At 72.7% G+C, this 25,025-nt stretch carries 21 protein-coding genes and 2 pseudogenes; 10 read left to right on the top strand and 13 right to left on the bottom strand.

Annotated features, from left to right (window positions below; genetic code table 11):
• Window positions 1-2 precede the first annotated feature (2 nt).
• The gene (locus O7607_RS04095) at window positions 3-1,670 is read right to left on the bottom strand and encodes a GAF domain-containing protein (RefSeq protein WP_433496108.1); all 1,668 of its coding nucleotides are present in this window, start codon (window positions 1,668-1,670) and stop codon (window positions 3-5) included.
• Window positions 1,671-1,763: 93 nt separating this feature from the next.
• Complete coding sequence (locus O7607_RS04090; RefSeq protein WP_269701093.1) at window positions 1,764-2,774, bottom strand: Acg family FMN-binding oxidoreductase; 1,011 nt, start codon at window positions 2,772-2,774, stop codon at window positions 1,764-1,766.
• Window positions 2,775-2,893: 119 nt separating this feature from the next.
• Here O7607_RS04090 and O7607_RS04085 point away from each other — a divergent pair, with 119 nt between their 5' ends.
• Complete coding sequence (locus O7607_RS04085; RefSeq protein WP_332367296.1) at window positions 2,894-5,242, top strand: heavy metal translocating P-type ATPase; 2,349 nt, start codon at window positions 2,894-2,896, stop codon at window positions 5,240-5,242.
• A gap of 1 nt (window position 5,243) precedes the next feature.
• Here O7607_RS04085 and O7607_RS04075 read toward each other — a convergent pair whose 3' ends face one another.
• The 6 genes from O7607_RS04075 to O7607_RS04050 all read right to left on the bottom strand — a co-directional run bounded on the left by O7607_RS04075 (window position 5,244) and on the right by O7607_RS04050 (window position 11,488).
• A complete protein-coding gene (locus tag O7607_RS04075; RefSeq protein WP_269701092.1) occupies window positions 5,244-6,110 on the bottom strand; it encodes a universal stress protein in 867 nt (288 codons plus the stop codon).
• On the bottom strand, window positions 6,107-8,509 hold the full coding sequence (locus tag O7607_RS04070) for a phosphoketolase family protein (protein WP_269701091.1): 2,403 nt from the start codon (window positions 8,507-8,509) through the stop codon (window positions 6,107-6,109). The genes O7607_RS04075 and O7607_RS04070 overlap by 4 nt, the downstream gene beginning before the upstream one ends.
• A gap of 127 nt (window positions 8,510-8,636) precedes the next feature.
• Window positions 8,637-9,467, bottom strand: a complete 831-nt coding sequence (locus O7607_RS04065; RefSeq protein ID WP_269701089.1) for a universal stress protein — start codon at window positions 9,465-9,467, stop codon at window positions 8,637-8,639.
• An 83-nt stretch (window positions 9,468-9,550) separates the two neighbouring features.
• On the bottom strand, window positions 9,551-10,351 hold the full coding sequence (locus O7607_RS04060; RefSeq protein ID WP_269701088.1) for a PP2C family protein-serine/threonine phosphatase: 801 nt from the start codon (window positions 10,349-10,351) through the stop codon (window positions 9,551-9,553).
• Between the two features lie 88 nt (window positions 10,352-10,439).
• Complete coding sequence (locus O7607_RS04055) at window positions 10,440-11,003, bottom strand: NADPH-dependent FMN reductase (RefSeq protein WP_269701087.1); 564 nt, start codon at window positions 11,001-11,003, stop codon at window positions 10,440-10,442.
• A complete protein-coding gene (locus tag O7607_RS04050) occupies window positions 11,000-11,488 on the bottom strand; it encodes an SRPBCC domain-containing protein (RefSeq protein WP_269701086.1) in 489 nt (162 codons plus the stop codon). Before O7607_RS04050 ends, O7607_RS04055 begins: the two co-directional genes overlap by 4 nt.
• A 141-nt stretch (window positions 11,489-11,629) precedes the next feature.
• Here O7607_RS04050 and O7607_RS04045 point away from each other — a divergent pair, with 141 nt between their 5' ends.
• From O7607_RS04045 to O7607_RS04015, 8 genes and pseudogenes are all read left to right on the top strand, one after another.
• Window positions 11,630-12,055: a winged helix-turn-helix transcriptional regulator gene (locus O7607_RS04045; protein ID WP_269701085.1), complete on the top strand. Its 426-nt coding sequence runs from the start codon at window positions 11,630-11,632 to the stop codon at window positions 12,053-12,055.
• Window positions 12,056-12,133: 78 nt separating this feature from the next.
• A complete protein-coding gene (locus O7607_RS04040) occupies window positions 12,134-12,370 on the top strand; it encodes an HTH domain-containing protein (protein ID WP_043325563.1) in 237 nt (78 codons plus the stop codon).
• Window positions 12,370-12,552, top strand: a pseudogene (locus O7607_RS30550) (Clp protease N-terminal domain-containing protein); the annotation flags it as partial. The gene O7607_RS04040 and the pseudogene O7607_RS30550, both read left to right, overlap by 1 nt.
• A gap of 180 nt (window positions 12,553-12,732) precedes the next feature.
• Window positions 12,733-12,918: pseudogene (locus O7607_RS30545) on the top strand (Clp protease N-terminal domain-containing protein); the annotation flags it as partial.
• Window positions 12,919-13,036: 118 nt separating this feature from the next.
• Window positions 13,037-14,044, top strand: a complete 1,008-nt coding sequence (locus tag O7607_RS04030; RefSeq protein ID WP_269701080.1) for a diacylglycerol/lipid kinase family protein — start codon at window positions 13,037-13,039, stop codon at window positions 14,042-14,044.
• Window positions 14,037-15,038, top strand: coding sequence for a YihY/virulence factor BrkB family protein (locus O7607_RS04025; protein WP_269701078.1), 1,002 nt, complete (start codon window positions 14,037-14,039; stop codon window positions 15,036-15,038). Before O7607_RS04030 ends, O7607_RS04025 begins: the two co-directional genes overlap by 8 nt.
• A 77-nt stretch (window positions 15,039-15,115) precedes the next feature.
• On the top strand, window positions 15,116-16,606 hold the full coding sequence (locus O7607_RS04020) for a phosphatase PAP2 family protein (protein WP_269701076.1): 1,491 nt from the start codon (window positions 15,116-15,118) through the stop codon (window positions 16,604-16,606).
• Window positions 16,607-16,610: 4 nt separating this feature from the next.
• The gene (locus tag O7607_RS04015) at window positions 16,611-17,408 is read left to right on the top strand and encodes an endonuclease/exonuclease/phosphatase family protein (protein ID WP_269701074.1); all 798 of its coding nucleotides are present in this window, start codon (window positions 16,611-16,613) and stop codon (window positions 17,406-17,408) included.
• Here O7607_RS04015 and O7607_RS04010 read toward each other — a convergent pair.
• Together O7607_RS04010 and O7607_RS04005 are read right to left on the bottom strand one after the other, a co-directional pair.
• Window positions 17,395-18,048 carry a GAP family protein gene (locus O7607_RS04010; protein WP_269701072.1) on the bottom strand — a complete coding sequence of 218 codons (654 nt, stop codon included), beginning with the start codon at window positions 18,046-18,048 and terminating at the stop codon, window positions 17,395-17,397. The genes O7607_RS04015 and O7607_RS04010 overlap by 14 nt on opposite strands.
• 200 nt (window positions 18,049-18,248) lie before the next feature.
• A complete protein-coding gene (locus O7607_RS04005; RefSeq protein ID WP_269701070.1) occupies window positions 18,249-19,211 on the bottom strand; it encodes a TIGR03557 family F420-dependent LLM class oxidoreductase in 963 nt (320 codons plus the stop codon).
• Between the two features lie 295 nt (window positions 19,212-19,506).
• On the opposite strand from O7607_RS04005, the gene O7607_RS04000 reads away from it, so the two are divergent.
• Window positions 19,507-20,895: a cellulase family glycosylhydrolase gene (locus O7607_RS04000; protein WP_269701069.1), complete on the top strand. Its 1,389-nt coding sequence runs from the start codon at window positions 19,507-19,509 to the stop codon at window positions 20,893-20,895.
• A gap of 85 nt (window positions 20,896-20,980) precedes the next feature.
• Here the strand turns inward: O7607_RS04000 and O7607_RS03995 are convergent, their stop codons facing one another.
• The 3 genes from O7607_RS03995 to O7607_RS03985 are packed head-to-tail and all read right to left on the bottom strand — an operon-like array spanning window position 20,981 to window position 25,022.
• Window positions 20,981-23,191, bottom strand: coding sequence for an alpha-galactosidase (locus O7607_RS03995; protein WP_269701067.1), 2,211 nt, complete (start codon window positions 23,189-23,191; stop codon window positions 20,981-20,983).
• Entirely contained in the window at window positions 23,188-24,069 is an 882-nt protein-coding gene (locus O7607_RS03990; protein ID WP_269701065.1) for a carbohydrate ABC transporter permease, read from the bottom strand. The genes O7607_RS03995 and O7607_RS03990 overlap by 4 nt, the downstream gene beginning before the upstream one ends.
• Complete coding sequence (locus tag O7607_RS03985; protein ID WP_269701063.1) at window positions 24,066-25,022, bottom strand: carbohydrate ABC transporter permease; 957 nt, start codon at window positions 25,020-25,022, stop codon at window positions 24,066-24,068. Before O7607_RS03985 ends, O7607_RS03990 begins: the two co-directional genes overlap by 4 nt.
• Window positions 25,023-25,025: the final 3 nt, after the last annotated feature.

The raw sequence follows: 25,025 nt of genomic DNA, 5'->3' as shown, positions 1-25,025 counted from the left end.
CCTCAGTCGAGCGGGGCGCTCCAGCGCACCTCGGTGCCGCGCGGCTCGGCCCGGCGCAGCGAGAACTCGCCGCCGAGCCGCTCGGCCCGTTCCCGCAGGTTGACCAGCCCGCTGCGGGCCGCCTCCGGGTCGCAGCCGATCCCGTCGTCGGTGACGGTGATCTCGACCCGGCCGGAGTCGACGCGTACGCGCACCGACACCCGGTCGGCCTGCGCGTGGCGTACCGCGTTGGAGAGCGCCTCGCGCAGCACGGCGGTGAGTTCTCCGCGCAGGTCGTCCGGGACGGCGCTGTCGATCGGGCCGATCAGTTCCAGGTCGGGGCGGTAGCCGAGCGACTCGGCGGCCACCTCGATCGCCTCGCGGATCTCGGTGCGCAGCGCCGCGCTCATCGGGGTGCGCAGCTCGAAGATGGTGCGGCGGATGTCGCGGATGGTGGCGTCCAGGTCGTCGACGGCCTGGTTGATCCGCTTGGCCGCCTCGGGGCGGGCGTTCATCGCGCCGCTCTGCAGTTGCAGGCCGGTGGCGAACAGCCGCTGGATCACCACGTCGTGCAGGTCGCGGGCGATGCGTTCGCGGTCCTCCAGGACCACCAGCAGTTCCCGCTCCTCCTGTCCGCGGGCCCGTTCCATGGCGAGCGCGGCCTGCCCGGCGAAGCTGGCCAGCAGGGCGAGGTCGTCGTCGGCGGCGGGTCCGTGGTCGGGCCGGTAGCCGATCACCAGGACGCCGTGCAGCGTGTCGGCGGCGGCGAGCGGGGAGACCACGGCCGGGCCGGCGACCACGGGCCGGGGCCAGGGCGCGGCGGCGGCGAGGTTCTCCACCTGGTCGTGCCGGCCCGACGTGGCGGACGCGGCGAAGCTGGTCTCGGCGGCCGGCAGCACCGCGCCGACCAGTTCCCGGGTGACCGGATCGGCGCCGTCGACGACCTCGACGGTGAACTGGGCCTCGTCCTCGTCGTAGAGCAGCACGAGCGCCAGTTCGGCCTCGGCGACCTCGCGGGCGCGGCGGGCCACGAGCGTCAGCGCGTCGGTTCGGCGTACCTCGCCGAGCAGCACCGAGGTGATCTCCGCGGCGGCGGCGAGCCAGCGTTCCCGCCGGTGCGCCAGCGCGTAGAGGCGGGCGTTCTCGATCGCCACGCCGGCCGCGGCGGCCAGCGCCACCACGATCTCCTCGTCGTCCTCGGTGAACTCGGTCGCGCCCTGCTTCTCGGCCAGGTAGAGGTTGCCCCAGACGTGGTCGCGGATGCGCACCGGCACGCCGAGGAAGCTGTGCATGGGCGGGTGGTTCGGCGGGAAGCCGTACGACTTCGGGTGCTTGGTGATGTCCGGCATGCGGACCGGCTTCGGCTCGTCGATGAGCAGACCCAGCACGCCGCGGCCGTGCGGCAGCTCGCCGATCTTGGCGTGTAGTTCGGGGCTGATGCCGTGGACGATGAAGTCGTGCAGCATGCGGTCGGGACCGATCACGCCGAGCGCGCCGTAGCGGGCGCCGGCCAGCTCGCACGCCGACTGCACGATCCGCTGCAGCGTGCTGCGCAGATCGAGGTCGGACCCGATGCCGACGACGGCGTCCAGCAGGGCCCGTAGCCGCTCGCGGCTGGTCACCACCTCGCCGACGCGGTCGAGCATCTCCTGGAGCAGTTCGTCCAGGCGGACGCGGGACAGCGGGGTCAGCCCGAGCGACGGCGCGACGTGCTCGTGCGGGGACTGGGGTGCGGCGGCCACCGGGCGATGGTATCGCCCGGTGGCCGCGCTGATCGAGACCGGTCAGGCGAGACGGTCGCGGACCGCCGAGGTGTCGACCGTCTGCGCGACGTCCAGCCGGGGCGTGTGCGGCGGCCCGGCGTGGTTCGGGTCGGCCAGCCCGAGCCGCATGCTGATGTACGGGTACCCCAGGCCGGAGAGCATCTGCCGCAGCACCTCGCGGGTGCCCTCGACCTCCACCACACCGGACAGCGGCACCAGCGACACCCCGTGCCGGGTGGCGGTGAGCCAGGCGGCGGAGAGCGCCTCACCGGCGCGCAGCCAGCTCATCGTCTCGTCGTCGGAGCCCCACAGGATCCCGTACACGGCGGCCTTGTCGTGGCCGGGCCCGATCGGCAGCGAGCCGGCGCGGCCGAAGTCGCGGGCCGGAACGGTCGTCTGCGGGGCCTGCTCGGGCAGCACCTCCGGCGGCAGCCCGGTGCCGGTGCCGGCCCGGCTGGTCCAGTACGCCAGTTCCTCGCGCAGCTCCGGGCTGTCCGCCTCGACGGCGGCGGCCTGCTGGGCGGCGCCGGCGAGCTGGATCTTCTGGGTGTCGTCGAGCAGTTGCAGGTTCACGCCTTCCAGCGTGGCCGCCCGCTCGATGTCGTCGAGCGCGGCGGTGGGGATCGGCTCGTCGCTGACCGGCCGCCGGTCGGTGTGCCGCACCTGCATGCACTGCACGACGCGCATGGCGTCGGGGTCGGCGCCGGTGTGCTTGAGGGTGGTGATGCGGGCCAGCAGGTCGGGTTCGGCCGGGTCGGGCAGCCGTTCCACCACCGGGGTCCAGCCCTCGGCGGCCAGCGCCACCCGGGCGTGGTGCAGCGCGGCGCCGCAGCTCACCACCAGCAGGTGCCCTTCCGGGTCCATGGCGCTGAGGTGCCGTTCGCGGACCACCCGCAGCTCCAGCGCGTCGGGCAGGACCGTCCAGTGCCACGGCTGCGTGTTGTGCACCGAGGGGGCGTGGCCGGCCATTCCGGCGGCCTCCGCGAGCGCGGTGGTCAACGGGCGATCGCCGGCCGGCGTCTCGTGGCTCATCGTCACGACCTTTCCTGTTTTCCCCATCGTGCCCCACGGGCGGGTGGGGACGCCGTTCCATCCCCCGGATTACCCGCATCGCCCTGTCCGTCCCACGTCCGGGCTGAGACGATCCACACGTGGGAAGCGAACCACGCGAGTGCGTACCCGAGCAGCCGGCCCGTGCCCGGCGGTGGGCCCGGGTCGAGTGGGCGCCGCTGGTGCTGCTCACCGTGGCCGTGCTGGCCGGGGCGGCGCTGTGGTTCGCGGGCGCGCACGACGCCGCCCGGCTGGTCTGGGCGGCGGTCACGGTGGTCGCCCTGGTGCCCGCCGCCTGGACGACGCTGCGCCAGCTGTGGCTGCGGCAGTTCGGGGTGGACGTCATCGCGGTGCTGGCGCTGCTCGGCGCGCTGCTGGTGCGGGAGTACCTGGCCGGCGCCGTGATCGCGGTGATGGTCGCCACCGGGCGGGCGCTGGAGGAGTACGCCCAGCGTCGCGCCACCCGTGACCTGCGGGCGCTGCTGGAACGCGCACCCCGGCAGGCGCGGCGGCGTACCCCGGACGGCGGGATCGAGGTGGTGCCGCTGGACCGCGTCGAGGTGGGGGACCGCCTGGTCGTCGGGCCGGGCGACGTGGTGCCGGTGGACGGAGTGGTCGAGGAGGCGGCCACGCTGGACGAGTCGGTGGTCACCGGCGAGTCGCAGCTGGTCACCCGCGCGGCCGGCGAACAGGTCGCCAGCGGTGTCGTCAACGCGGGCGCCGGCTTCGGGCTGCGGGCCCGCCGCAACGCGGCGGAGAGCACCTACGCGGGCATCGTCCGCCTGGCCGGTGAGGCCACCGCCCGCAAGGCCCCGATGGTACGGCTGGCCGACCGGTACGCCGCCGCGTTCGTGCCGTTCACGCTGGTGCTGGCCGGGCTGGCGTGGCTGCTGTCCGGCGAGTTCACCAGGGCGGTGGCGGTGCTCGTGGTGGCGACACCGTGCCCGCTGCTGCTGGCGACCCCGATCGCCGTGGTCTCGGGGCTGTCCCGGGTGGCCCGGCGCGGCGTGCTGGTCCGTGACGGCGGGTCGCTGGAACAGCTCGGCCGCGCCCGTACGCTGCTGCTGGACAAGACCGGCACGCTCACCGCCGGGCGGCCCCGGGCGGCCGAGGTGGTGGTGGCGCCGGGCGGCGACCGGGACGAGGTGCTGCGGCTGGCCGCCTCGGTCGAGCAGCTCTCCCCGCACGTGCTGGCCGCCGCGCTGGTCCGGCAGGCCCGCGAGCGCGGGCTGCCGCTGGCCGAGCCGACGCAGGTCACCGAGGAACCGGGGCACGGGGTGAGCGGGCGCGTCGACGGGCGGATGGTGCACGTCGGGCAGCTCGCCGGGGAGCCGCCGGAGTGGGCGGGCCGGCTCGGTGAGCGCGCCGAACGGGCCGGGCGTTCCGCGGTCTGGGTCAGCGACGACCACGGGCCGCTCGGCGCGATCCTGCTGGAGGACCCGGTCCGCCCGGACGCCCGCCGGACCGTGCGGCGGCTGCGCGAGGCGGGCCTTTCCCGGCTGGTCATGGTGACCGGCGACCGTCCGGGCACGGCCCGGCAGGTCGCGCAGGTCGTGGGCGTGGACGACGTGATCGCGCGGTGCTCGCCGCAGGAGAAGGCCGAGCGGGTACGCGAGGAGTCTGCGCACGCCGTGACCGTGATGGTCGGCGACGGCGTGAACGACGCGCCCGCGCTGGCCGAGGCGCACGTCGGCGTGGCGATGGGCGCGACCGGGGCGACCGCCTCGGCGGACGTGGCCGACGCGGTGCTCACCGTGGACCGCCTCGACCGGCTCGCCGACGCCGTCGAGATCGCCCGGTACGCCCGCCGCATCGCGGTGCAGAGCGCCACCGTCGGCATGGGACTGGCGGTGCTGGCGATGCTGGTGGCGGCCGCGGGGCGGCTGCCCCCGGTGGCCGGCGCGTTCCTGCAGGAGGGCATCGACGTCCTGGTGATCCTCAACGCGCTGCGCGCGCTCGGCGGCGGCCTGCGGCGGCGGGACCTGCCCGCGCACACCGTCGAACTGATCGACAGGTACGCCAGCGAGCACGGCGGCGTCCGCGACGTGCTCGCAGAGCTGCGGGACACCGCCGACCTGGTGGCGACCCGCCCGGACGACCCGGCGTGCCTGCCGGCGCTGCGCGAGGTGCACCGGCGCCTGGTCGACGAGGTGCTGCCGCACGAGGCGGCCGAGGACCGGCAGCTCTACCCGGCGCTGGCCGGTCCGCTCGGCAGCGACGAGGCCACCTCCACGATGAGCCGGGCGCACGTGGAGATCGTCCGGCTGGTGGAGCGGATCGGCGGGCACCTCACGGCGCAGCCGGACGGCCGGCTGCGCCGTGACGAGGTGCCCGACCTGCTCGCCGCGCTCTACGGCCTGGACGCGGTGCTGCGCCTGCACCTGGCCCAGGAGGAGGAGGACTACTTCTCGCTCAACCCGGAGGACGGCTCGACCGCGACCGGCCGCTGAGTCAGCGCTCGCGTACCACGGCGACGGGGCAGTGCGAGTGCTGGATGAGCTGCTGGCTGACCGAGCCGAGCAGCATGCCGCGCAGGCCGCCCCGGCCCCGGCTGCCGACCACCACGAGCTGCGCCGACCGGCTCGCCTCCACCAGCAGCGCCGACGCGCTGCCGGGGACGGCCTCGATCTCGACGGGCACGTCGGGGAAGCTCTCCCGCCAGGGCGCCAGCTCCGCCTCGGCGGCCGCGCGCTCGCTCGCGGCGACCTGCTCCGGGTCGAAGTCCGGCGGCACCCACCTGTCGCCCGGCGGCTCCCAGGCCCGCAGCACCCGCAGCGGCACGTCTCGCTGGGCGGCCCGCTCGACGGCGAAGCCGAGCGCCCGCAGCGCCGACTCCGAGCCGTCCGAGCCGACCACCACCGGCCCGGACGTGGCGGCCTGGCCGTCGCGGACCACCACCACCGGGCAGTGGGCGTGCGCGGTGACCGAGACCGCCGTGGAGCCGGCGAGCAGGCCGCCGAAGCCGCCGTGGCCCCGGCTGCCGAGCACCAGCATCCCGGCGTCGGCGGACCTCTCCTGGAGCACCAGCGCGGGCGGGCCGTCGAACACCTCGCCGTGCACGGTCAGGCCCGGCCGGTCGGCGGCGGCGTCCGCCGCCGCCTTGCGGACCAGTTCGTCGACCTGCTGCCGGGCCGCCTCGTCCGGCCACACGCCGGGTGCCACGCCGGGACCGATCCAGCCGGTCACGGTCAGCCACTCGAAGACGTACGCCAGGCGTACCGGCCGTCCCGAGCGGCCCGCCTCGTCCAGCGCCCAGTTCAGGGCGATCACCGCGTCGGCGGAACCGTCGTAGCCGACCAGGATCTCCTCGCCGCTCATTCGCCACTCCTCACGGCCGGGTCGTTCTCGCGGATCCAGCGCCACTCGGCGACCCGGGGGTCGTCCTCGCCGTAGCGGCGGGTGTAGTCGCGGCAGGCCTGGCGGGCGTCCACCATGTCCTGACGCAGGTGCGCGGCGCGCGACCGCAGCCCCGGCACCCGGTCGATCACGTCGATGACCAGGTGGAAGCGGTCCAGGTCGTTGAGCATCACCATGTCGAACGGCGTCGTGGTGGTGCCCTCCTCCTTGTAGCCGCGCACGTGCAGGTTCTCATGGTTGGTCCGGCGGTAGGTGAGCCGGTGGATCAGCCACGGGTAGCCGTGGTAGGCGAAGATGACCGGCTTGTCGCTGGTGAAGATGGTGTCGAACTCGTTGTCCGGCAGGCCGTGCGGGTGCTCCGACGGCGGCTGCAGGCGCATCAGGTCGACCACGTTGACGACGCGGACCTTCAGGTCCGGCAGGTGGCGGCGCAGCAGGTCGACGGCGGCGAGCGTCTCCAGCGTCGGCACGTCGCCGGCGCAGGCGAGCACCACGTCCGGCTCGGTGCCCTCGTCGCTGCTGGCCCAGTCCCAGATGCCCAGGCCGCGGCGGCAGTGCTGGATCGCCTCGTCCATGGTCAGCCAGTTCGGCGCGGGCTGCTTGCCGGCCACCACCACGTTGATGTAGTGCCGGCTGCGCAGGCAGTGATCCATGGTGGACAACAGCGTGTTGCCGTCCGGCGGCAGGTAGACCCGGACCACCTCGGCCTTCTTGTTGACCACGTGGTCGATGAAGCCCGGATCCTGGTGCGAGAAGCCGTTGTGGTCCTGGCGCCACACGTGGCTGGACAGCAGGTAGTTCAGCGACGCCACCGGCTCCCGCCACGGGATGTGCCGGGTCACCTTCAGCCACTTGGCGTGCTGGTTGACCATCGAGTCGACGATGTGGATGAACGCCTCGTAGCTGGTGAAGATGCCGTGCCGGCCGGTCAGCAGGTAGCCCTCCAGCCAGCCCTGGCACAGGTGCTCGGAGAGCACCTCCATCACCCGGCCGTCGGGGGAGAGGTGGTCGTCGCCGGGGATCTCGGCGCCCACGAACGCGCGGTCGGTGACCTCGAACGCCGCGCCGAGCCGGTTCGAGGCGACCTCGTCCGGGCCGAACAGGCGGAACGTCTCCGGGTTGCGGGCGATCACGTCGCGGACCCAGGGACCGAGCACACCTGTCGCGCCGGCCATCGGCTCGCCGGGCGTCGGGACGTCGACCGCGTAGTCGCGGAAGTCCGGCAGCTCCAGATTGCGCAGCAGGCTGCCGCCGTTGGCGACCGGGTTGGCGCTCATCCGGCGGTCACCGGCCGGCGGCAGCTCGGCCACCTCGGCGACCGGACCGCCGGTGGCGTCGAACAGCTCCTCCGGCCGGTAGCTGCGCAGCCAGCGCTCCAGTTCGGCCAGGTGCTCCGGGTTGTCCCGGACCTGCGAGATCGGCACCTGGTGGGCGCGGAACGTGCCCTCGACCTGCTTGCCGTCGACCCGGGACGGACCGGTCCAGCCCTTCGGCGTCCGCAGGATGATCATCGGCCACCGGGGACGCTCGACGTGCTCGCCGGAGCGGGCCCGGCGCTGGATCGCGGCGATCTCGTCGACCGCCCGGTCGAGCGTGCCGGCCAGCCGCTGGTGCACTGTCGCCGGGTCGTCGCCCTCGACCAGGTACGGCTCGTAGCCGAAGCCGCGCATCATGTCCCGCAGGTCCTCGGCGGGGATCCGGTCCAGCACCGTCGGGTTGGCGATCTTGTAGCCGTTGAGGTGCAGGATCGGCAGCACCGCGCCGTCGCGGGCCGGGTTGAGGAACACGTTCGACAGCCAGCTCCCGGCCAGCGGGCCGGTCTCCGCCTCGCCGTCACCGATCACGCAGGCCACGAGCAGGTCCGGGTTGTCGAACGCGGCGCCGTACGCGTGGCTCAGCGCGTACCCCAGCTCGCCGCCCTCGTGGATCGAACCCGGCACCTCCGGCGCCACGTGGCTCGGGATGCCGCCCGGGAAGGAGAACTGCCGGAACAGCCGCTGCATGCCGGTCTCGTCCCGGGGGATGTGGTGGTACAGCTCGCTGTAGGTGCCCTCCAGCCAGGTGTTCGCCACCAGCGCCGGGCCGCCGTGGCCGGGGCCGGTGACGAAGATGGCGGACAGGTCCCGGTTCACGATGACCCGGTTGAGGTGCGTGTAGAGCAGGTTGAGCCCGGGGCTGGTGCCCCAGTGGCCCAGCAGGCGCGGCTTGACGTGCTCGGGCTTGAGTGGTTCGCGCAGCAGCGGGTTGTCGAGCAGATAGATCTGGCCGACGGTCAGGTAGTTCGCCGCGCGCCAGTAGGCGTCCAGCCGACGCAACTCGTCTTCGGTCAGGGGGCTGTGCAGGTTCACCGCGGTGTCCATGCTGCCTTAGCCTCTCGTGGCTGGGAGTCGGCTGCCACTCGGGGACCACATCTTCTTCCCCGGCGTGTCCAGCCTCGTCCCCTCGGGGCTCGCCGGTCAGGGCCGTTGGTCCCGCCTCCCGCAGGCGTCATGACCCGTCCCCGGAGTCCGCGGCAACGCCCCGTACGACGATCAGCGGGGCCGGCGAGTGGTAGAGCAGGGACTGGCTGACCGCGCCCAGCGTGGACCCCACCGGCCCGTCTCCCCAGGCGGCCACCACCGCGATCTGCGCCGCGCGGGACCGGTCGAGCAGGACGGACTTCGGGTCACCGTGGACGGTCTCGCAGTCGGCGGCGACGCGGGGATACCGCCGGGCATGCCGGGTGACCGCCTCCTCCAGCCGCCCGTCGTCACGGTCGCCGGACTCCGGCTCGATCACCCGGACGGCGAGCAGGCGGGCACCCCGGTGTTGCGCGCAGTCGAAGGCGTACCCGAGGGCGGCCTGCGAACTGGGCGACCCGTCGAAGCCGACGAGCAGTGGCCCGGGCGGCGCCGGCTCGGTGCGCCCGACCAGCACCGGGCAGCCGGCCCGGGCGGCCACGTCCACCGCTGGCGTGTCGGGCGGTACGCGGTCCGGGTGGGCGGACATGCCGCCGTCACCGAGCGCGATCAGGAACGCGGTGTCGGCGACCCGCAGCAGCGCCTCCACCGGCGAGCCCTCGACGATTCGGCCGCTGACCGGCACCTGCGGCGCGCACTCGGCGACGACCTGCCCGGCGTGCTCCAGCACGTTCTCCGCGTCCGTGCGGGTGCCGCCGGCCGGGGCGGGGCCGGGCGTCGCGGCCCAGTTGAACGCGTGCAGCAGGTGCAGCGGCCGGTCGTGGGCGGCGGCCTCGGCGGCGGCCGTGCGGACCACCGCCAGGTCGGCCTCGGACCGGCCGACGCCGACCACCACCGCGCCGTGGCTGGGTGCGGCCACCCCGGCTCACCTCCCGACCCGTGCTTTTCACCCACCGTAGTCGCGGGACCGGGTGCGCCGGAGCGGGTCGGCGGAACTGGCGGTCAGCGCGGGGCGGGCAGCGCCGGGTGGACGCGCAGCACGACGGCGGTGGCGTTGTCCTCGCCGCCCTCGTCCAGGCTGGCGGCGAGCAGGGCCTCGGCGGTGCGCGCCGGGTCGCGCCGAGCGGCGAGCAGGTCCCGCAGCCGGTGGTAGCCGAGCTGGTCGCTGATCCCGTCGGTGCACAGCAGCCAGGTGTCGCCGCGGCGCAGCGGCACGGCGAGCAGGTCCGGCTCGGGCCGGTCCGGGTGGCCGACGTATCGCAGCAGCTGGTAGCGCGCCCGTGCCGCCTCCGGCGAGTCGGCCGGCCACCATCCGTGCAGCAGCCCGAGCCAGGCCATGGTGTGGTCGACGGTGACCAGTTCCAGCAGCCCGTCGCGCAGCCGGTACGCCCGCGAGTCGCCGAGCTGCACCAGCCAGCCCTGATCGCTGTCCGGCTCGATGACGAGCGCGGTGAGCGTGCACCCGGTCAGGCCGGACTGCGCGGCGCCGGCCTGGCGTACCCGCCGTTGGGTCTCGGCGACGGCGGTCCGCAGCGCGGCGGCGCCGACGGCGGGCCAGCCGGCGCGGACCTGCGCCACGAACGTCTCCGCGGCGGTCGTGCCGGCGACCCGGCTGCCCTCGCCGTCGCCCATCCCGTCGCAGACCACGGCGAGCGGCAGGTCGGGGTCGACGTGCAGCACGTCGTAGTTCTCCGGGTAGCGGTGCCCGACCACGCTGCCCCCGGCGATCTCCAGGCTGAGGCGGCCGGCGGTGAGCCGGCGCGCGGACTCGACCGGCCGGTCCAGCGGACGGCGGCGGAACACCAGCGGAACCTAACACCGGGACGGGCCGGGGTGTGGAATCTTCAGGGCGCATTTTGGTACTGGCGGTGGTCGTGAGCGGCCTGCGCGGTCAGGGCCGGCGCAGTGGCGCGAGCGCGTCGGCCCAGACGGCCACCTCGGTGAAGAGCTGGCGGAGCATGGTGTCGTGGCGATCGCCAGGAGTGAACGTGGTGAATGCCGCGAAGTCGGTGGCGAGTGACAGGCTGACCTGGGTGCGTACGCCTGCCAGGTGAAGACCTGCCGTGATGAGGCGTAGGTGTTCCACCGCGCGGGCGCCGCCGACGTTGCTGCCGTAGGAGACGAATCCGGCCGCCTTGTTGTTCCACTCGCCGTAGAGGTAGTCGATGGCGTTCTTCAGCGCCGAGGGAATCGATCGGTTGTACTCCGGAGTGACGAAGACGTATCCGTCGAACTCGGCGATCTTCTTGCTCCAGCGCCACGTGTGAGGGTGGGTGTAGGAGCCGAGTAGCGGTGACTGCGGCTCGTCGAAGACCGGCAGGTCGTAGTCCTTGACGTCCACCACCTCGACGTCGACGCCGTCGTGCCGGCTGCCGTGCTTCGCCACCCACTCGGCCACCTGGTGACCGACCCGGCCGGGGCGGGTGCTGCCGAGGATGATCCCGATGTTCGTCATGAGTTATCCGTTCTCGTCGATTCGAATTGCAGGGCGGCGTCCAGTCCGTTCAGCCGCAGCACGCTGGCGCCGCGCAGGTGCGCGAGGTCGGAACTGCCGTCCCCCGTGTATCTGAGAAAGGTCACCTGTTCGGTCCACTCCAGGCGGGTTCCGGTCGTCTCGGCGCCGAGCCGGATGGTGACCAGCGAGGTCCATCGCAGTTCGTCGTCGACGACGGCCTCGTAGCCGTAGACGATCCGGCGCGCGTCCGCGATGTCGATGTACCGCGACCGGTATTCCAGTCGCTCGGGTGCCGTGTCCAGCGAGGTGAAGATGCTGCGTGCCGTCTCGCCACCGCCCACCCGGAAGTCGTGCTCGTACGAGGCGCCGCTGCCGGGAAGCCGGAACCATCGGCGCCTGATCGTGGAGTCGGCGAAGGCGGTGAAGACCTCGCCCGGCGGCCCGTCGAGGTGCCGCGTGATCGTGAACGTGTCGTGCCGGACCATGCCGTCCTCCCGCTGTCACGGCCACGAACGGGTGACCGCACGCCAGTTACGATTAGTAAGAAACATGCGTCCAACGGATTTAGTCCGGCTGCCCGATACGCACTTTGAAGTCAGCTACTGACGCGCGAGGAACGGAAGAGCATGGCAAGCGTCCTTGGTGCCGAACTTGCGCAGCGCGGGATCGCGCCGGACTGCGTTCAGACGATCGAGCTCGTCCGCGACGTGCTGGCGCGGGTGGGCGACAAGTGGACGCTGCTGACCATCACGGCCCTGGCGTCCGGCCCGCTGCGCTTCACCGCGCTGCACGAGCAGGTCGCCGGCATCTCCCAGCGGATGCTTGGCCAGACGCTGCGCGCCCTCAACCGCGACGGGCTCGTGACCAGGACCGCGTACCCGGAAGTGCCCCCGAGGGTGGTGTACGCCCTGACGCCGCTCGGCCACTCACTGAGTGAGGCCGTGAGCGGGCTCGTGCACTGGGTCCGTGATCACCAGAGCGACATCGTCCGCAACCGCGACGAGTTCGACCGGACGTCCACCGCGAACAGAACCACCCCGCCCCGGGCATAGTCCCGCCCCGGGGCGGCGTGCCGGGCCGCGTGTCAACCGGGGTTGACACGCGGGTGCTTGTCAACCTACATTGACAGCATGAGTCAGGCTACGGAACTCGCGGCGGCGGCCGGCAGCACCGACCCCAAGGTCGGCCTGCGCGCCGTGCTCGCCCTGCGCCGGCTGCTGGAGCGGCTCGAGGTGATCCAGGTCGACAACGCCCGGCGACAGGGCTGGTCGTGGCAGGAGATCGCCGACGCCCTCGAGGTCAGCCGGCAGGCGGTCCACAAGAAGCACGCCGGGCGACCGGCGGTACGCGACAGCTGGGAGGCGTGATGTTCGAACGATTCACCGACCGGGCCCGCACCGTGGTGCACCACGCGCTCGACGAGGCCCGCGCCGAGGGGCGGCGGCCGGTCGGCACCGAGCACCTGCTGCTCGGCGTACTGGCCGACAGCGACAGCCTGGCCGCCCGGCTGCTGGCGGCCGGCGGCATCGAGGCCGACGCCCTGCGCGCCGCGGTGGTCCGCCACGCCGCGCGGGGCGTCGACGGGCTCGGCGAGGCGGACGCCGCGGCGCTGCGCGAGATCGGCATCGACCTCGCCGCGATCGTGGCCCGGATCGAGGAGTCCTTCGGCCCCGACGCGCTGCGCGAGGCGACCCCGCGCCCGCGCCGGTGGTGGCGTCGCCGGCCGCACCACGGCACGTTCTCGCCCCGGGCGAAGAAGGTGCTGGAGCTGTCGCTGCGCGAGGCGCTGCGGCTGCGCCACCGGCACATCGGCACCGAACACATCCTGCTCGGCCTGCTCCGCGAGGGAAACGGCCTGGCCGCGCTGGTGCTGACCGAGGCCGGCGCGGACATCGACGACCTGCGACGCCGCATCGACGCGGCGCTGCGCGAGGCCGCCTGAGGCCACCGGAGTTTTCAAACCTGTTTGCGGTCCTCGCAACGTCCCGCTGCGCCGGGTCGCCGTCACGCCCCGTGTCCTGCACACTGACGCCGTGGACGGTGCAGACGACAAGCGCCCGGTGAACGCGGAGAACCGCACCCCGCGCTCGGCAGTGGTGGTCAACCCGGTCAAGGTGGCCGACCTGGACGAGTTCCGCCGCACCGTGGACGGCGCGCTCGCCGCCGCCGGGTGGCCGGCCCCGACCTGGTACGAGACGACAGTCGAGGACCCGGGCCGGGGGCAGGCGGAACAGGCCGTGAAGGCGGGCGCGGAGGTCGTCTTCGCCTGCGGCGGCGACGGCACGGTGATGGCCTGCGTGACCGCGCTGGCCGGCACCGATGTGGCGCTGGCCGTGCTGCCCCAGGGCACCGGCAACCTGCTGGCCGCCAACCTCGGCCTCTCCGGCGACCTGGCCGCCGGGCTGGAGGTCGCCGTCGAGCGCGGGATGCGCCGCCTCGACGTCGGCGTGGTCGGCGACAAGTGCTTCGCGGTGATGGCCGGGATGGGCTTCGACGCCCAGATGCTCGACTCCACCTCCGAGACCACCAAGAAGCGGATCGGCTGGCCCGCGTACGTGGTGGGCGCCGCCCGGCACCTGCGCGACCGGCCGATGCGGGTGTCGGTGCGCATCGACGGCAAGCCGCCGCTGCGCCGCCGGGCCCGCTCGGTCCTGGTCGCCAACGTGGGGCGCCTGCAGGGCGGGGTACGCCTGCTCACCGAGGCCGAACCGGACGACGGCTGGCTGGACGTGGCGGTGCTGACGCCGCGTACGCTGCGCCACTGGCTCGCCATGGGCTGGGCGGTGCTGCGCCGCCGGGACCGGGTGCCGGGGATGGAGGTGTTCCGGGCCCGGTCGGTCGAGATCACCAGCACCCGGGCGCAGCCCCGGCAGCTCGACGGCGACCTGATCGAGCCGGGCCGCTCGCTCAAGGCCACCATCCGCCCGGAGTCGCTCTGGCTCTGCGTACCGCGTCCCGAGGAGCACCCCGACCTGGCGGAGGACGCCGAGGCGGTCGGCGAGCGTGGTGAGCACCTGGTCGAGGAGGCGCGGCGTGAGTAGCACCAAGCTGGTCCCCGAGACCCGGTTGATGACCGAGAACGAGTTGTCCGCCGACGACGCCTGGCACACACTGCGCCGGCACGGCGGCTGGTGCCTGCTGCGGGACGCGTTCATCCGGTTCCGTTACGGCGACGGGTTCAGCCACTCGCGGGCGCTGGCGTTGCAGCTCTGCCTGGCCGTGGTGCCGTTCCTGATCGCGCTCACCGGTCTGATCACCGACCTGGGCGTGGACGAGGGCGGCAAGGTCGTCGCGGACACGGTGCTGGCGATCACGCCCGGCCAGAGCGAAGCCATGGTGCAGGACCTGCTGACCGACAGCGAGCGCACCGAGGACGCCGGTGAGCTGGCCCTGACGCTCGGCCTGCTCACCGGGCTGGTCGCGCTGACCACCACGATGGCGCAGATCGAGCGGGGCGCCAACCGGATCTACGGCGTCGAGCGGGACCGCCCGGCGCTGGCGAAGTACCTGCGCGCCGCGGTCCTCGCGGTGGTCGCCGGCGTGCCCGCGCTGGCCGGCTTCCTGATCCTGGTCGGTGGCCGGGCGATGGGCGAGTCGGTACGGCGGCACTACGAGTGGGGCGACCTCGCCATGGCCGGGTGGGACGTGATCCGCTGGCCGCTGAGCCTCGGCCTCACCGTGCTCGCCGTCGCCGTGCTGTTCCGGCACGCGCCCCGGCGCCGCCAGCCCGGCCTGTCCTGGCTCTTCTTCGGCGCGTCCATCGCCATCGCGATCTGGTGGCTGGCCAGCCTGCTGCTCGCCGCCTACGTCAAGTACAGCGGCGGATTCGGCCAGACCTACGGCGCGCTGACCGGCATGATGGCCCTGTTGCTCTGGGCCAACCTCACCGGGATCGCGCTGTTCGGCGGGCTGGCCTTCGCGGCCCAGCTCGAAGCGATGCGCATCGGCGTGGAGGAGCCCGCCAAGCCGGACCTGTGGGAGCCGGAGGCGCAACGCGAGGAACTTTTCGACACCGGTGACATGACCTCGCTCTGACGCCACGCCGGTGCGGCGTGTACGGGACACGCCGATCGGGTACAGCGCGCCTCGCAGAAGAACAAGGGAGGTGCGGTGTGACCGCGGTCAAGGAAGCCGGGCGCCGGCCGCTGGGCCATTTCGCCGAACGGAGCCTCGCGGGCCTGCTCGCCGTGGCCGGCGCGGGAGTCGGGTTCGGCGTGCTGCTCATGCTGGTCCGGTTCCGGTGGAGCCCGCTGGGCGACGCCGACCACGCGGTGGCCGAGTGGTTCAACGACCTGGTGGCGCCGCACGGCCCGCTGGTCACCGTGCTGCAGGCGATCACCGACCTGGGCGGACGGCCGGTGCTGATCTGGCTGATCACCATCGCCGTGGTGGGCCTGCTGATCCGCCGCCAGTCCCGGCTGGCGGTCTACCTGATCGTCACCGGCGTCGGCGGGCTGATCCTCGACCCGTCGCTCAAGGCGCTGGTCGGGCGGCTGCGCCCGGTGGTGGACGTGCCGATCGCCAGCGCGCCGGGCAACAGCTTCCCCAGTGGTCACGCGCTCGGCTCGTTCGTCGCGTACGGGGCGCTGCTGCTGGTGTTCCTGCCGGCCATGTCGCCGCGCTGGCGCAAGCCCGCCATCGCCGTCGCGGGCCTGCTGATCTTCCTGGTCGGGCTGACCCGGATCGCGCTGGGCGTGCACTTCGTGTCCGACGTGATCGGCGGCTGGCTGCTCGGCGCGGCCTGGCTGGGCGTCACCGCGTACGCCTTCCGGCTGTGGCGGCGCGAGCGCGGCCGGCCGGTGCCGCCGCTGCGCGAGGGGCTGGAGCCGGAGGCGGGCGAGGACCTGGCGCTCGCGCCGGACGAGGAGAAGGTGCTGGAGCACCCCCGCTCGGCGGTGGCCGAGCTGCTGGTCGGCTGGGTGCTCGTCTTCGGTGTGCTCTACGCGTTCGGCATGTTCGTCAGCTACCACGCCAAGGGCACGTTCTTCGACACGCTCGACACCGAGGTGCCGCGCTGGTTCGCCGAGCGGCACACCGACGTGCTCACCGAGCTGAGCTGGTGGTGGAGCAAGTTCGGTGACACCCACGCCATCCTGCTGGTCTCGCTGGTGTTCTGCCCGATCGTGCTGGCCGTGTGGCGGCGGTGGCGCCCGGTGCTGTACGTGGTGCTGGCGATGTTCGGCGAGCTGAGCCTGTTCCTGGCCAGCGCCCGCGTGGTGGACCGGCCCCGGCCGCCGGTGGAGAACCTGGACGGGCCGATGCCCACCTCGTCGTTCCCGTCCGGGCACATCGCGGCGACCATCTGCCTCTGGGTCGCCATGGCGGTCATCGTGTTCCCGCGTACCGACAGGTGGTGGCGGTGGCTGTTCGTGGGCATGGCCGTGCTGATGCCGGTCGGCGTGGCCACCTCCCGGATGTACCGGGGCATGCACCACCCGACCGACTTCATGGGCGCGATCCTGCTCGGCGCGCTCTGGCTGTCGCTGCTGTACTGGGTGATCAAGCCGAACGCCGACGTGGCCGAGGGCAACCAGCCGGCGATCGAGTCCGAACAGGTGGACGAGCTGGACGACGAGCTGGCCAAGGCCGCCCGGCCGGACTGAGCCGATGCTGCGGGTGATGACCTGGAACATCCGGACCGGCGGGCGGGACGGCGACGGCACCGACCGCCGGGACCGGATCGTCTCGGTCGTCACCGCGCAGCGCCCCGACGTGCTGGCGCTGCAGGAACTGCGCGGCATGGACGCCACGCTGGGCGGGCTGGCCGACCGGCTCGGGATGGCCGCGTACCTTGCCCGCTCCTGCTTCGGCCAGCCGGTGGCGGTGCTGGTCCGCCCGCCGTGGCGGGTGCTGCGCGCCGGCCGGGTCCGCCGCCCGTTCCACCACGCCGCCGCCCGGGTGCAGGTCGCGACCGGCGCGGGCCCGCTCACCGTGCTCAGCACGCACCTGTACCCGTACACGGGTGGGCGGCGGCGGATGGAGGCGGACTGGCTCGCCGCCGCGCTGCGGCGTACCGGGGGAGAGCTGGCGCTGCTCGCCGGGGACCTGAACACACTGGAACCCGCCGTCGACCACACCGCCCGGCTGGCCGGGCTGGCGACGGCGTACCGGCGGCGGCACCTGCGCCGCGACGGCCGTACCGTGGACACCCGCGCGGTGGCCCGGCTGCTCGACGCCGGGCTGGTCGACCTGTGGCCGCGCTCCGGCGGCGACGAACCCGGCGGCCTGACCGTGCCGACCCGGCACGGCGGCGCCGAGTTCGCCGGGATGCGGCTGGACTACCTGCTCGCCACCCCGGCGCTCGCCGATCGGGTCCGCGCGGTCCGCGTGGTCCGCGACGGTGACGCCGACTCGGCGTCCGACCACTACCCGGTGCTGGCCGACGTGGACCTCACGGCCGGCTGAACGACCCCGCCAGGTCGGCCACCACGAAGGCTGCGAAGATTCCGATGACGGCCTCGCTGACCAGCCAGGAGTGCCTGTCGGTCCAGGACCGGAAGGCGGGCAGCAGCCGCTCCGCGCGCTCGCCGAAGATCAGCAGCGTGAGCAGCGGCAGGGCCAGCAGCAGCACGGTGAGCGCCACGAACGGCAGCAGGTGCCACCACGGCCGGCCGTGCCCGGCCATGCTGCCCGCGACCGACGCCATGACCAGCTCGTCGCTCGGCACGGCGACGGCGAGCAGCAGCCCCAGACCGAAGGCGTACGCGGGCCGCGGGTCCTGCAACCGGCGCAGCCATCCGGACGGCCGGTCGCGCCGCCGCCTGCGGAACGTGACCACCATGAGGACGACCAGCAGGCCCAGCACGATCCAGTCGATGAGCCGGCGGCTGCCGCCCACCCCGATGCCGTGCACGGCGGTGTGCCGCACCACCCGGAAGGCCGCGTACCAGAGCGTCAACGGCCCGAGGACGCCCACCGTGACGCCGGCCAGGAAGGCCACCGAACTGCGTCGCGGGTGACGGCCGGCGGCGAGGACGACGGCGCTGACGAGCTTCGACCCGGCGACCATCTCCAGCGCCAGCGGCAGCGCGGTCAGCAGGGGCATGCCCCATTCTGGGGTCGCCGTCGCGCGCGCCGGGCCGGGTTCTACAGGACCAGGTTGAGCAGCACGGTGAGCACCACCGAGGCGACGATCGAGAAGAGGATCATCAGCAGGCAGCCGCGCCCGCCCCCGGCGGGACGGATCTCGGTGTTCCCGATACGCATGGCGTCAACTCCTCAGCGGGGGAGGTAGCGGTGCGACGGTCACAGCTCGCGCAGCCGGGGCAGCAGTTCCTCCTGGGCCCAGTCGAGGAACATCGGCTGGGTGTCGCCGCCCACCTGGACCAGCGCGACGTGGGTGAAGCCCGCGTCGACGAACTTCTTGAACGCCTCGACGTGCCGGTCGGTGTCCGGGCCGCAGGAGATGCCCTCGGCCACGTCCTCCTCGCGGACGAACTGGGTGGCCGCGTCGAACGACTCGGGGCCGGGCAGGTCGGCGTTGACCTTCCAGCCCAGGCCGAACCAGCGGAACTGGTCGTGCACGATCTTGCGGCACTCGTCCTCGTCCGGGCCGTAGCAGATGGCCACCTGCCCGTAGCGGGGCCGGCCCGCGCCGCCCGCTTCCTCGTACATGTCGATCAGGTGGGACAGCGGGTCGGTGGCGATCATGGCGTCGGCGTACTCGGCGGCCAGCGTGGCCGACTGCCGGCCGGACGCGGCCACCGCCATCGGCACCGGCCGCTCCGGACGGTCCCAGACGTACGCGTCCGGCACGTCGAAGTGGTTGCCGGAGAACGTCAGCGTCTCGCCGTTGAGCAGCGGCCGGATGATCTGCAGCGCCTCCTCGAACATCTCGTGCCGCTGCTGCACGTGCGGCCACCCGCCCACCACGTGCTCGTTCAGGTTCTCCCCGGCGCCGAGGCCCAGCGTGAACCGTCCGTCCGAGAGCACCCCGATGGTGCTGGCCTTCTGCGCCACCACCGCCGGGTGGTACCGCCGGATCGGGCAGGTCACGAACGACATCAGCTCGGCCCGGCTGGTGGCGTGGGCGACCGCGCCGAGCACCGACCAGGCGTACGGGGAGTGGCCCTGGGACTCCAGCCAGGGGTAGTAGTGGTCGGACATGACCAGATGGTCGAAGCCGGCGGCCTCGGCGCGTACGGCGTGGTCGACCAGTTGTTTCGGGCCGGCCTGCTCGCACATGAGGGTGTAACCGACGTTGACCATGGCACGTCTCCTTCCCGGGCGGATCGTCCACGGATACCCCGCGCGGCGCGGGTCAACCCTGCTGTCCGCTTTCGCATTCGTCTCTTAACCGGTTCAGTTCAGGTGGGCACGTCAAGCGGTGTCGCCTCCCGGCCGATCCCGCTTAACCGGTTGCCTCCCGCCTTCCATCGCCCTACGCTGATGCCTGCGTCCGTTCGGGAACCGGGCGGCGACTACCGGGCTCAGTCGCCACCACCTCGTCACCGTCACCGCACCCCCGCTCGGGCACGGGGGAGACCTTCCCCTGAGGACAGCCATGAAGAAACTGCTCTCCGTCGCGGGCGCCGTCCTGCTGACGGCCCTCGCCGCCGTCTTCGCCCTCGGGCAGCCGGCCCACGCCGCCACCGGGTTCTCCGTCTCCAACGGTCGGCTCTACGACGCAGGCGGCGTCGAGTTCGTCATGCGCGGGGTCAACCACGCGCACACCTGGTACCCGCAGCAGACCAGCTCGTTTGCCGACATCAAGGCACTGGGCGCGAACACCGTCCGGGTGGTGCTCGCCAGCGGCGACCGGTGGACGAAGAACAGCGCCGCCGACGTGGCGAACGTGATCTCGCTGTGCAAGGCCAACCGGCTGATCTGCGTGCTGGAGGTGCACGACACCACCGGGTACGGCGAGGAGGGCGCCGCCGCCTCGCTGGCGAAGGCCACCGACTACTGGCTGAGCATCGCCGACGTGCTCAAGGGCCAGGAGAAGTACGTCATCGTGAACATCGGCAACGAACCGTTCGGCAACCAGGGTTACAGCGCCTGGACCACCGACACCTCGAACGCGATCAAGCGGCTGCGCGCCGCCGGGCTGACCCACACGATCATGGTGGACGCGCCGAACTGGGGCCAGGACTGGTCGTTCACCATGCGCGACAACGCGGGCACCGTCTTCGCCGCCGACGCGCAGCGCAACACCCTCTTCTCCATCCACATGTACGGCGTCTTCGACACCGCCGCCGAGATCAGCGACTACCTGGGCCGGTTCCGGACCGCCGGGCTGCCCATCGTGGTCGGCGAGTTCGGCTTCAACCACTCCGACGGCAACCCGGACGAGGACGCCATCATGGCGTACGCCCAGGCCAACGGCATCGGCTACCTCGGCTGGTCGTGGAGCGGCAACGGCGGCGGCGTGGAGTACCTGGACATGACGACCGCGTTCAACCCGGCCCAGCTCACCAGCTGGGGTCAGCGGATCTTCAACGGCGCCAACGGCATCGCCGCCACCTCCCGGGAAGCGTCGGTGTACGCGAGCACCACCCCGACCGTCACCCCGACTGTCAGCCCCACGGTCAGCCCGACGACCAGCCCGACCGTCAGCCCGACCCCGCCGCCGCCCACCACGCCCCCGCCGTCCGGTGGCTGCACCGCCACCTACACCGTCGGCAACTCGTGGCAGGGCGGCTTCCAGGGTGAGGTCAAGGTGACCGCCGGAACCGCCGCGATCACCGGGTGGACGGTCCGCTGGACGTACGCCAACGGCCAGTCCGTCACCCAGGCGTGGAACGCGAGCGTCAGCAACAGCGGATCGGCGTACACCGCCCGCAACGTCGACTACAACGGCCGCCTCGGCGCGGGCGCGAGCACCAGCTTCGGCTTCATCGGCACCTGGCAGGGCACCAACTCCACCCCCGCGGTGACCTGCACCCCCGCCTGACCCCCCAACCGGTTGATCAAGGAGTTTGTGTCCCGTTCGGACGCCGGCGGCGACACGAACTCCTTGATCACCGGGGTGGACGGGGTCAGGCCGCGACCACCTCCAGCAGCAGGGCCTGTTCGGGGTGGAGAGCGGGCAGTTGCAGGCCGACCGACCCCAGCACCGAACCGGTCACCGTGATGCCGTCACCGGGCCAGGCCAGCCAGCCCGGCGGGGACAGCTCCAGCAGTGCGGGCTCCGGTACTCCGGCGGGCGGGCGGACCCGGTAGCGCCGCTGCGGGTCCAGCCCCGGTAGCCGTACCGCGCCCGGCACCTGGGCCGCGGAGGTGGCGAGCCGGCTGACCGCGTACACCGCGTGGGAGCTGTCGTGGGCGACCACGCCGTGGGCCTGCACGGCCGGGTCCGGGTGGTCGACCCGGACCACCCGGCCGCCGTGCAGCAGCGGGCGCAGCCGCTTGTGCAGCGCGACCCAGGCGGCGAGTTCGGCCCGTTCGCCGGGCTCGATCGCGCTGATGTCCCACTCGATGCCGTGGTGGCCGAACAGCGCGGTCACCGCGCGGAAGCTCAGGTCGTGCACGCGGTGCGTGGTGTGCGAGCGTTCCGGCCCGATGTGCGTGCCGATCAGTTCCGGCGGCAGCAGCAGACCGGTCCAGCGCTGGATGGACAGCCGTTCCAGCGCGTCGTTGCAGTCGCTGGCCCAGACCCGGTCGGTACGGCGCAGGATCTCCAGGTCGACCCGGGCGCCGCCGGAGGAGCAGCTCTCGATCTCGACCTCCGGGTGCCGGGCACGCAGCTCGTCCAGCAGCCGGTAGACCGCGAGGGTCTGCCCGTGCACACCCGGCCGCCCGGCGTGCCCGGCCTCGGTGAGGTCGCGGTTGTGGTCCCACTTCAGGTACGCGAGCCCGTCGTGTTCGCTCAGCACCGCGTCGAGCCGTGCGAGCAGGTACGCGTACGCGTCCGGGTGGGCCAGGTCGAGCACCTGCTGGTGGCGCCACGGCGGTGGCAGCCGGCCCGGCGCCTGGAGCACCCAGTCGGGATGGGCGCGGAACAGGTCGGAGTCGGGGTTGACCATCTCCGGCTCCACCCAGAGCCCGAACTGCATGCCGTGCCCGCGTACGTGGTCGATCAGCGGCTGCAACCCGTCCGGCCAGACCTCGCCGTCGACCCACCAGTCGCCGAGCCCGGCCTGGTCGTGCCGCCGGCCGCGGAACCAGCCGTCGTCCAGCACGAAGCGTTCCACCCCGACCTCGGCGGCCCGGTCGGCGAGCGTCCGCAGCCGGTCCAGATCGTGGTCGAAGTAGACCGCCTCCCACACGTTCAGCGTCACCGGCCGCGGCGTGCGCGGGTGCGACGGACGGGCCCGCAGGTGGGTGTGCAGCGCTTCGCTGAGCCCGTCCAGCCCGTCGGCCGAGTGCGCCGCGTAGAGCAGGGGAGTGGCGTACTCCTCACCCGGTCCGAGCACGATCTCGCCGGGTGCCAGCAGCTCGCCGCCGCCGAGGGTGGACTCACCGGTGGGGCGGCGTTCGGCGGCGGTGACGTGGTCGCCGCTCCACGCCGTGTGCACCGCCCACACCTCGCCGTGCCGGAACCCGAACCCAGCAGTGCCCGCGACCAGCAGCAGGGTCGCGTCGTGGCCGGTACGGCCGTGCCGTCCCTCGCGTACCCAGGCGCCCATCGGCCACGGGTGCCGCTGCGGGGCGCGTTCCCGGCACCAGCGGCCGGTCAGGTCGAGCAGTTCGGTGGCGACCGCCGGCACCGGCAGTACGGGCGTCAGTTCCCGTAGCTCGTACCGGCCGTCGCCGTCGTTGCGCAGCCGGTGCCGCAGGGTCAGCACACCCGCCGCGTCCAACGTGATCTCGACGGTCAGGCTCAGCCCGGCGCCCGGGTCCGCCGCCCGCACCACCACCCGCCCGGAGGTAAGGAAGGGCCCCTTGTTAACGCCTGGTGCATGTGAAGGGTCCCCTCCTAACAGGTGGGGCGGCGGCGCCGCGAGGTCGTCGTGCACGTCGAGGCCGGTGAGGCGGAACGCCGTCGACCAGTCCCGGCCGTCGCGGTGACCGGCGAGACCGGGCCGCCCACTCCACCCGGCACTGGCCTCGGGCAGCAGCGACAGCACCGTCGGCGCGTCGAAGCTGCTCGGCACCACCGGCGGCACCGTGGCGTCGACGAGCGCGGGCAGATCCCCGTCGGGCAGCGGGCCGAGGTCGGCGCCCCAGTGCACGACCCGGGGAAGCCCCGGGCCGCGTGCGTCGAGCACCAGGCTGGTCCGCGCGCGGCGCAGGTGGACGATCGTCATCCCTTGGAGGCTCCCAGCGTCAGACCCCGGACGAACTGCTTCTGGAGCAGGAAGAAGATCACCAGGGTGGGGATCGCGACCAGCACGGAACCGGCCGAGACCAGGTTGTTGTCGGTGAAGAACTCGCCGCGCAGGTTGTTCAGCGAACTGGTGACCGGGAACTTGTCGCCGGTCCGCATGAGCACTGTGGCCCAGAAGAACTCGTTGTAGATCCAGGTGACCTCGAGCGTGGCGAGGGCGGCCAGCGCCGGACGGCACAGCGGCATCGTCACCTGCCAGTACTGCCGCCACACGTTCGCCCCGTCGACCATCGCGGCCTCGTACAGCTCGTGCGGCAGCGCCTTCATGTAGTTGCTGAGCACGAACACGCAGAAGCCGCACTGGAACGCGACGTTGACCAGGATGAGTCCCCAGTAGCTGTCGTAGAGCAGTTCCGAGTCGCTCATCCAGGCCGGCAGCGGGATCTCGGTGAACATCCGGAACAGCGGGATGAGCAGCGCCTGCTGCGGCAGCAGGTTCGCCGCGGTGAACAGGCCGAGCAGCGCGATGTTGAGCTTCCAGCTGAACCGGGCGATCACGAACGCCACGCACGAGGCGAGAAAGAGCGTGAGCAGCACCGCCGGGATCGTGATGTACGCCGAGTTGAGGAAGTGCTTGCCGAACTCGGCGGTACGCCAGGCGGTGACGTAGTTGTCGATCGTCCAGCCGCCGAGTGACACGTAACCGTTGGCGGCGGTGTACTCGTAGGAGCGGAACGAGGTGAGCACCGCCCACAGGATCGGGAACAGCCAGCCCACGGCGACCGTACCCAGGAACAGGTGCAGCGCGACCCGGGCGGGCCGCACGGGGCGGCGGCGGCCGGCGGAGACGGCGGTCATCGCTTGTCCTCCCGCATCACGGTCCAGAGGTAGATGGTGATGAAGACCAGCGAGACGGCCAGCATGATCGTCGCCAGTGCCGAGCCGAAGCCGATCCGGCTCGCCTCGCCCACCACGTTCTGGGTGACCAGCGCGGAGATCAGCTCCAGCCCGTTGCGACCCTTGTTGATGACCCAGACCAGGTCGAACGCGCGCAGCGACTCGATCACCGTCACCACCAGCACGATGATGTTGATCGGCCGCATCACCGGGAAGACGACCCGGAAGAACGTGCTGGTCTCCGAGGAGCCGTCCACCGCGGCGGCCTCGCGCAACGACGGGTCGACGCCCTTCAGGCCGGCCAGGTAGAGCAGCATGATGTAGCCGACGTGCCGCCAGCCGGCCGCCACCAGTACGGCCCAGATGTTGACGTTCGGGTCGCCGTACCAGTCGGTCTCGCCGCCGAACACGCCGTTGAGCAGCCCCTGGTCGCGGCTGTAGATGAGCTGCCAGACGAAGCCGATGAGCGCCAGCGACAGCACCACCGGCAGGTAGAGCGCGGTCTGGTAGAAGCGGCTGCCGCGGATCTCCTTGTCGAGCAGCACGGCGAGGAACATGCCGAACGGGGTGGCCACCACGAACAGCGCGGCCAGCCAGAGCAGGTTGTTCTGCACCGCGGGGACGAACGGCGGGTAGATGTTCACCACGTCGTCGTAGTTCTTGACCCCGACCCACTCGATCTCGGAGATCGGGCCGATGCCGTCCCAGTTCGTGCCGGAGAGCAGCACCGTCGCCACCGCGGGCAGCCAGACCAGGCCGGCGACGAGCAGCAGGGGTACCAGCACCATGAGCGTGATGACCACGCGGTCGGTGCGGGACAGGAGCCGTAGCCGGCGGCCGCGACCACCCTTGGTGGTGGTCGCGGCCGGCGGCGGCACGGCGCGATCCGCTTGGATCAGGGGCAGGTCGGACATGAT

The organism is Micromonospora sp. WMMA1949, assembly GCF_027460145.1.
Classification (GTDB): domain Bacteria; phylum Actinomycetota; class Actinomycetes; order Mycobacteriales; family Micromonosporaceae; genus Micromonospora.
This window is presented reverse-complemented; position numbering and strand designations above follow the sequence as displayed.

What these genes read in the sequence shown, in the direction of transcription:
- O7607_RS04000 (WP_269701069.1), top strand. Translation starts at nt 19,507, where the DNA reads ATGAAGAAACTGCTCTCCGTCGCGGGCGCCGTCCTGCTGACGGCCCTC.
- O7607_RS04005 (WP_269701070.1), bottom strand. Translation starts at nt 19,211, where the DNA reads ATGGTCAACGTCGGTTACACCCTCATGTGCGAGCAGGCCGGCCCGAAA.
- O7607_RS04055 (WP_269701087.1), bottom strand. Translation starts at nt 11,003, where the DNA reads ATGACGAACATCGGGATCATCCTCGGCAGCACCCGCCCCGGCCGGGTC.
- O7607_RS04010 (WP_269701072.1), bottom strand. Translation starts at nt 18,048, where the DNA reads ATGCCCCTGCTGACCGCGCTGCCGCTGGCGCTGGAGATGGTCGCCGGG.
- O7607_RS03990 (WP_269701065.1), bottom strand. Translation starts at nt 24,069, where the DNA reads ATGACCGCCGTCTCCGCCGGCCGCCGCCGCCCCGTGCGGCCCGCCCGG.
- O7607_RS04050 (WP_269701086.1), bottom strand. Translation starts at nt 11,488, where the DNA reads ATGGTCCGGCACGACACGTTCACGATCACGCGGCACCTCGACGGGCCG.
- O7607_RS04040 (WP_043325563.1), top strand. Translation starts at nt 12,134, where the DNA reads ATGAGTCAGGCTACGGAACTCGCGGCGGCGGCCGGCAGCACCGACCCC.
- O7607_RS04015 (WP_269701074.1), top strand. Translation starts at nt 16,611, where the DNA reads ATGCTGCGGGTGATGACCTGGAACATCCGGACCGGCGGGCGGGACGGC.
- O7607_RS04045 (WP_269701085.1), top strand. Translation starts at nt 11,630, where the DNA reads ATGGCAAGCGTCCTTGGTGCCGAACTTGCGCAGCGCGGGATCGCGCCG.
- O7607_RS04070 (WP_269701091.1), bottom strand. Translation starts at nt 8,509, where the DNA reads ATGGACACCGCGGTGAACCTGCACAGCCCCCTGACCGAAGACGAGTTG.
- O7607_RS04090 (WP_269701093.1), bottom strand. Translation starts at nt 2,774, where the DNA reads ATGAGCCACGAGACGCCGGCCGGCGATCGCCCGTTGACCACCGCGCTC.
- O7607_RS03985 (WP_269701063.1), bottom strand. Translation starts at nt 25,022, where the DNA reads ATGTCCGACCTGCCCCTGATCCAAGCGGATCGCGCCGTGCCGCCGCCG.
- O7607_RS03995 (WP_269701067.1), bottom strand. Translation starts at nt 23,191, where the DNA reads ATGACGATCGTCCACCTGCGCCGCGCGCGGACCAGCCTGGTGCTCGAC.
- O7607_RS04075 (WP_269701092.1), bottom strand. Translation starts at nt 6,110, where the DNA reads ATGAGCGGCGAGGAGATCCTGGTCGGCTACGACGGTTCCGCCGACGCG.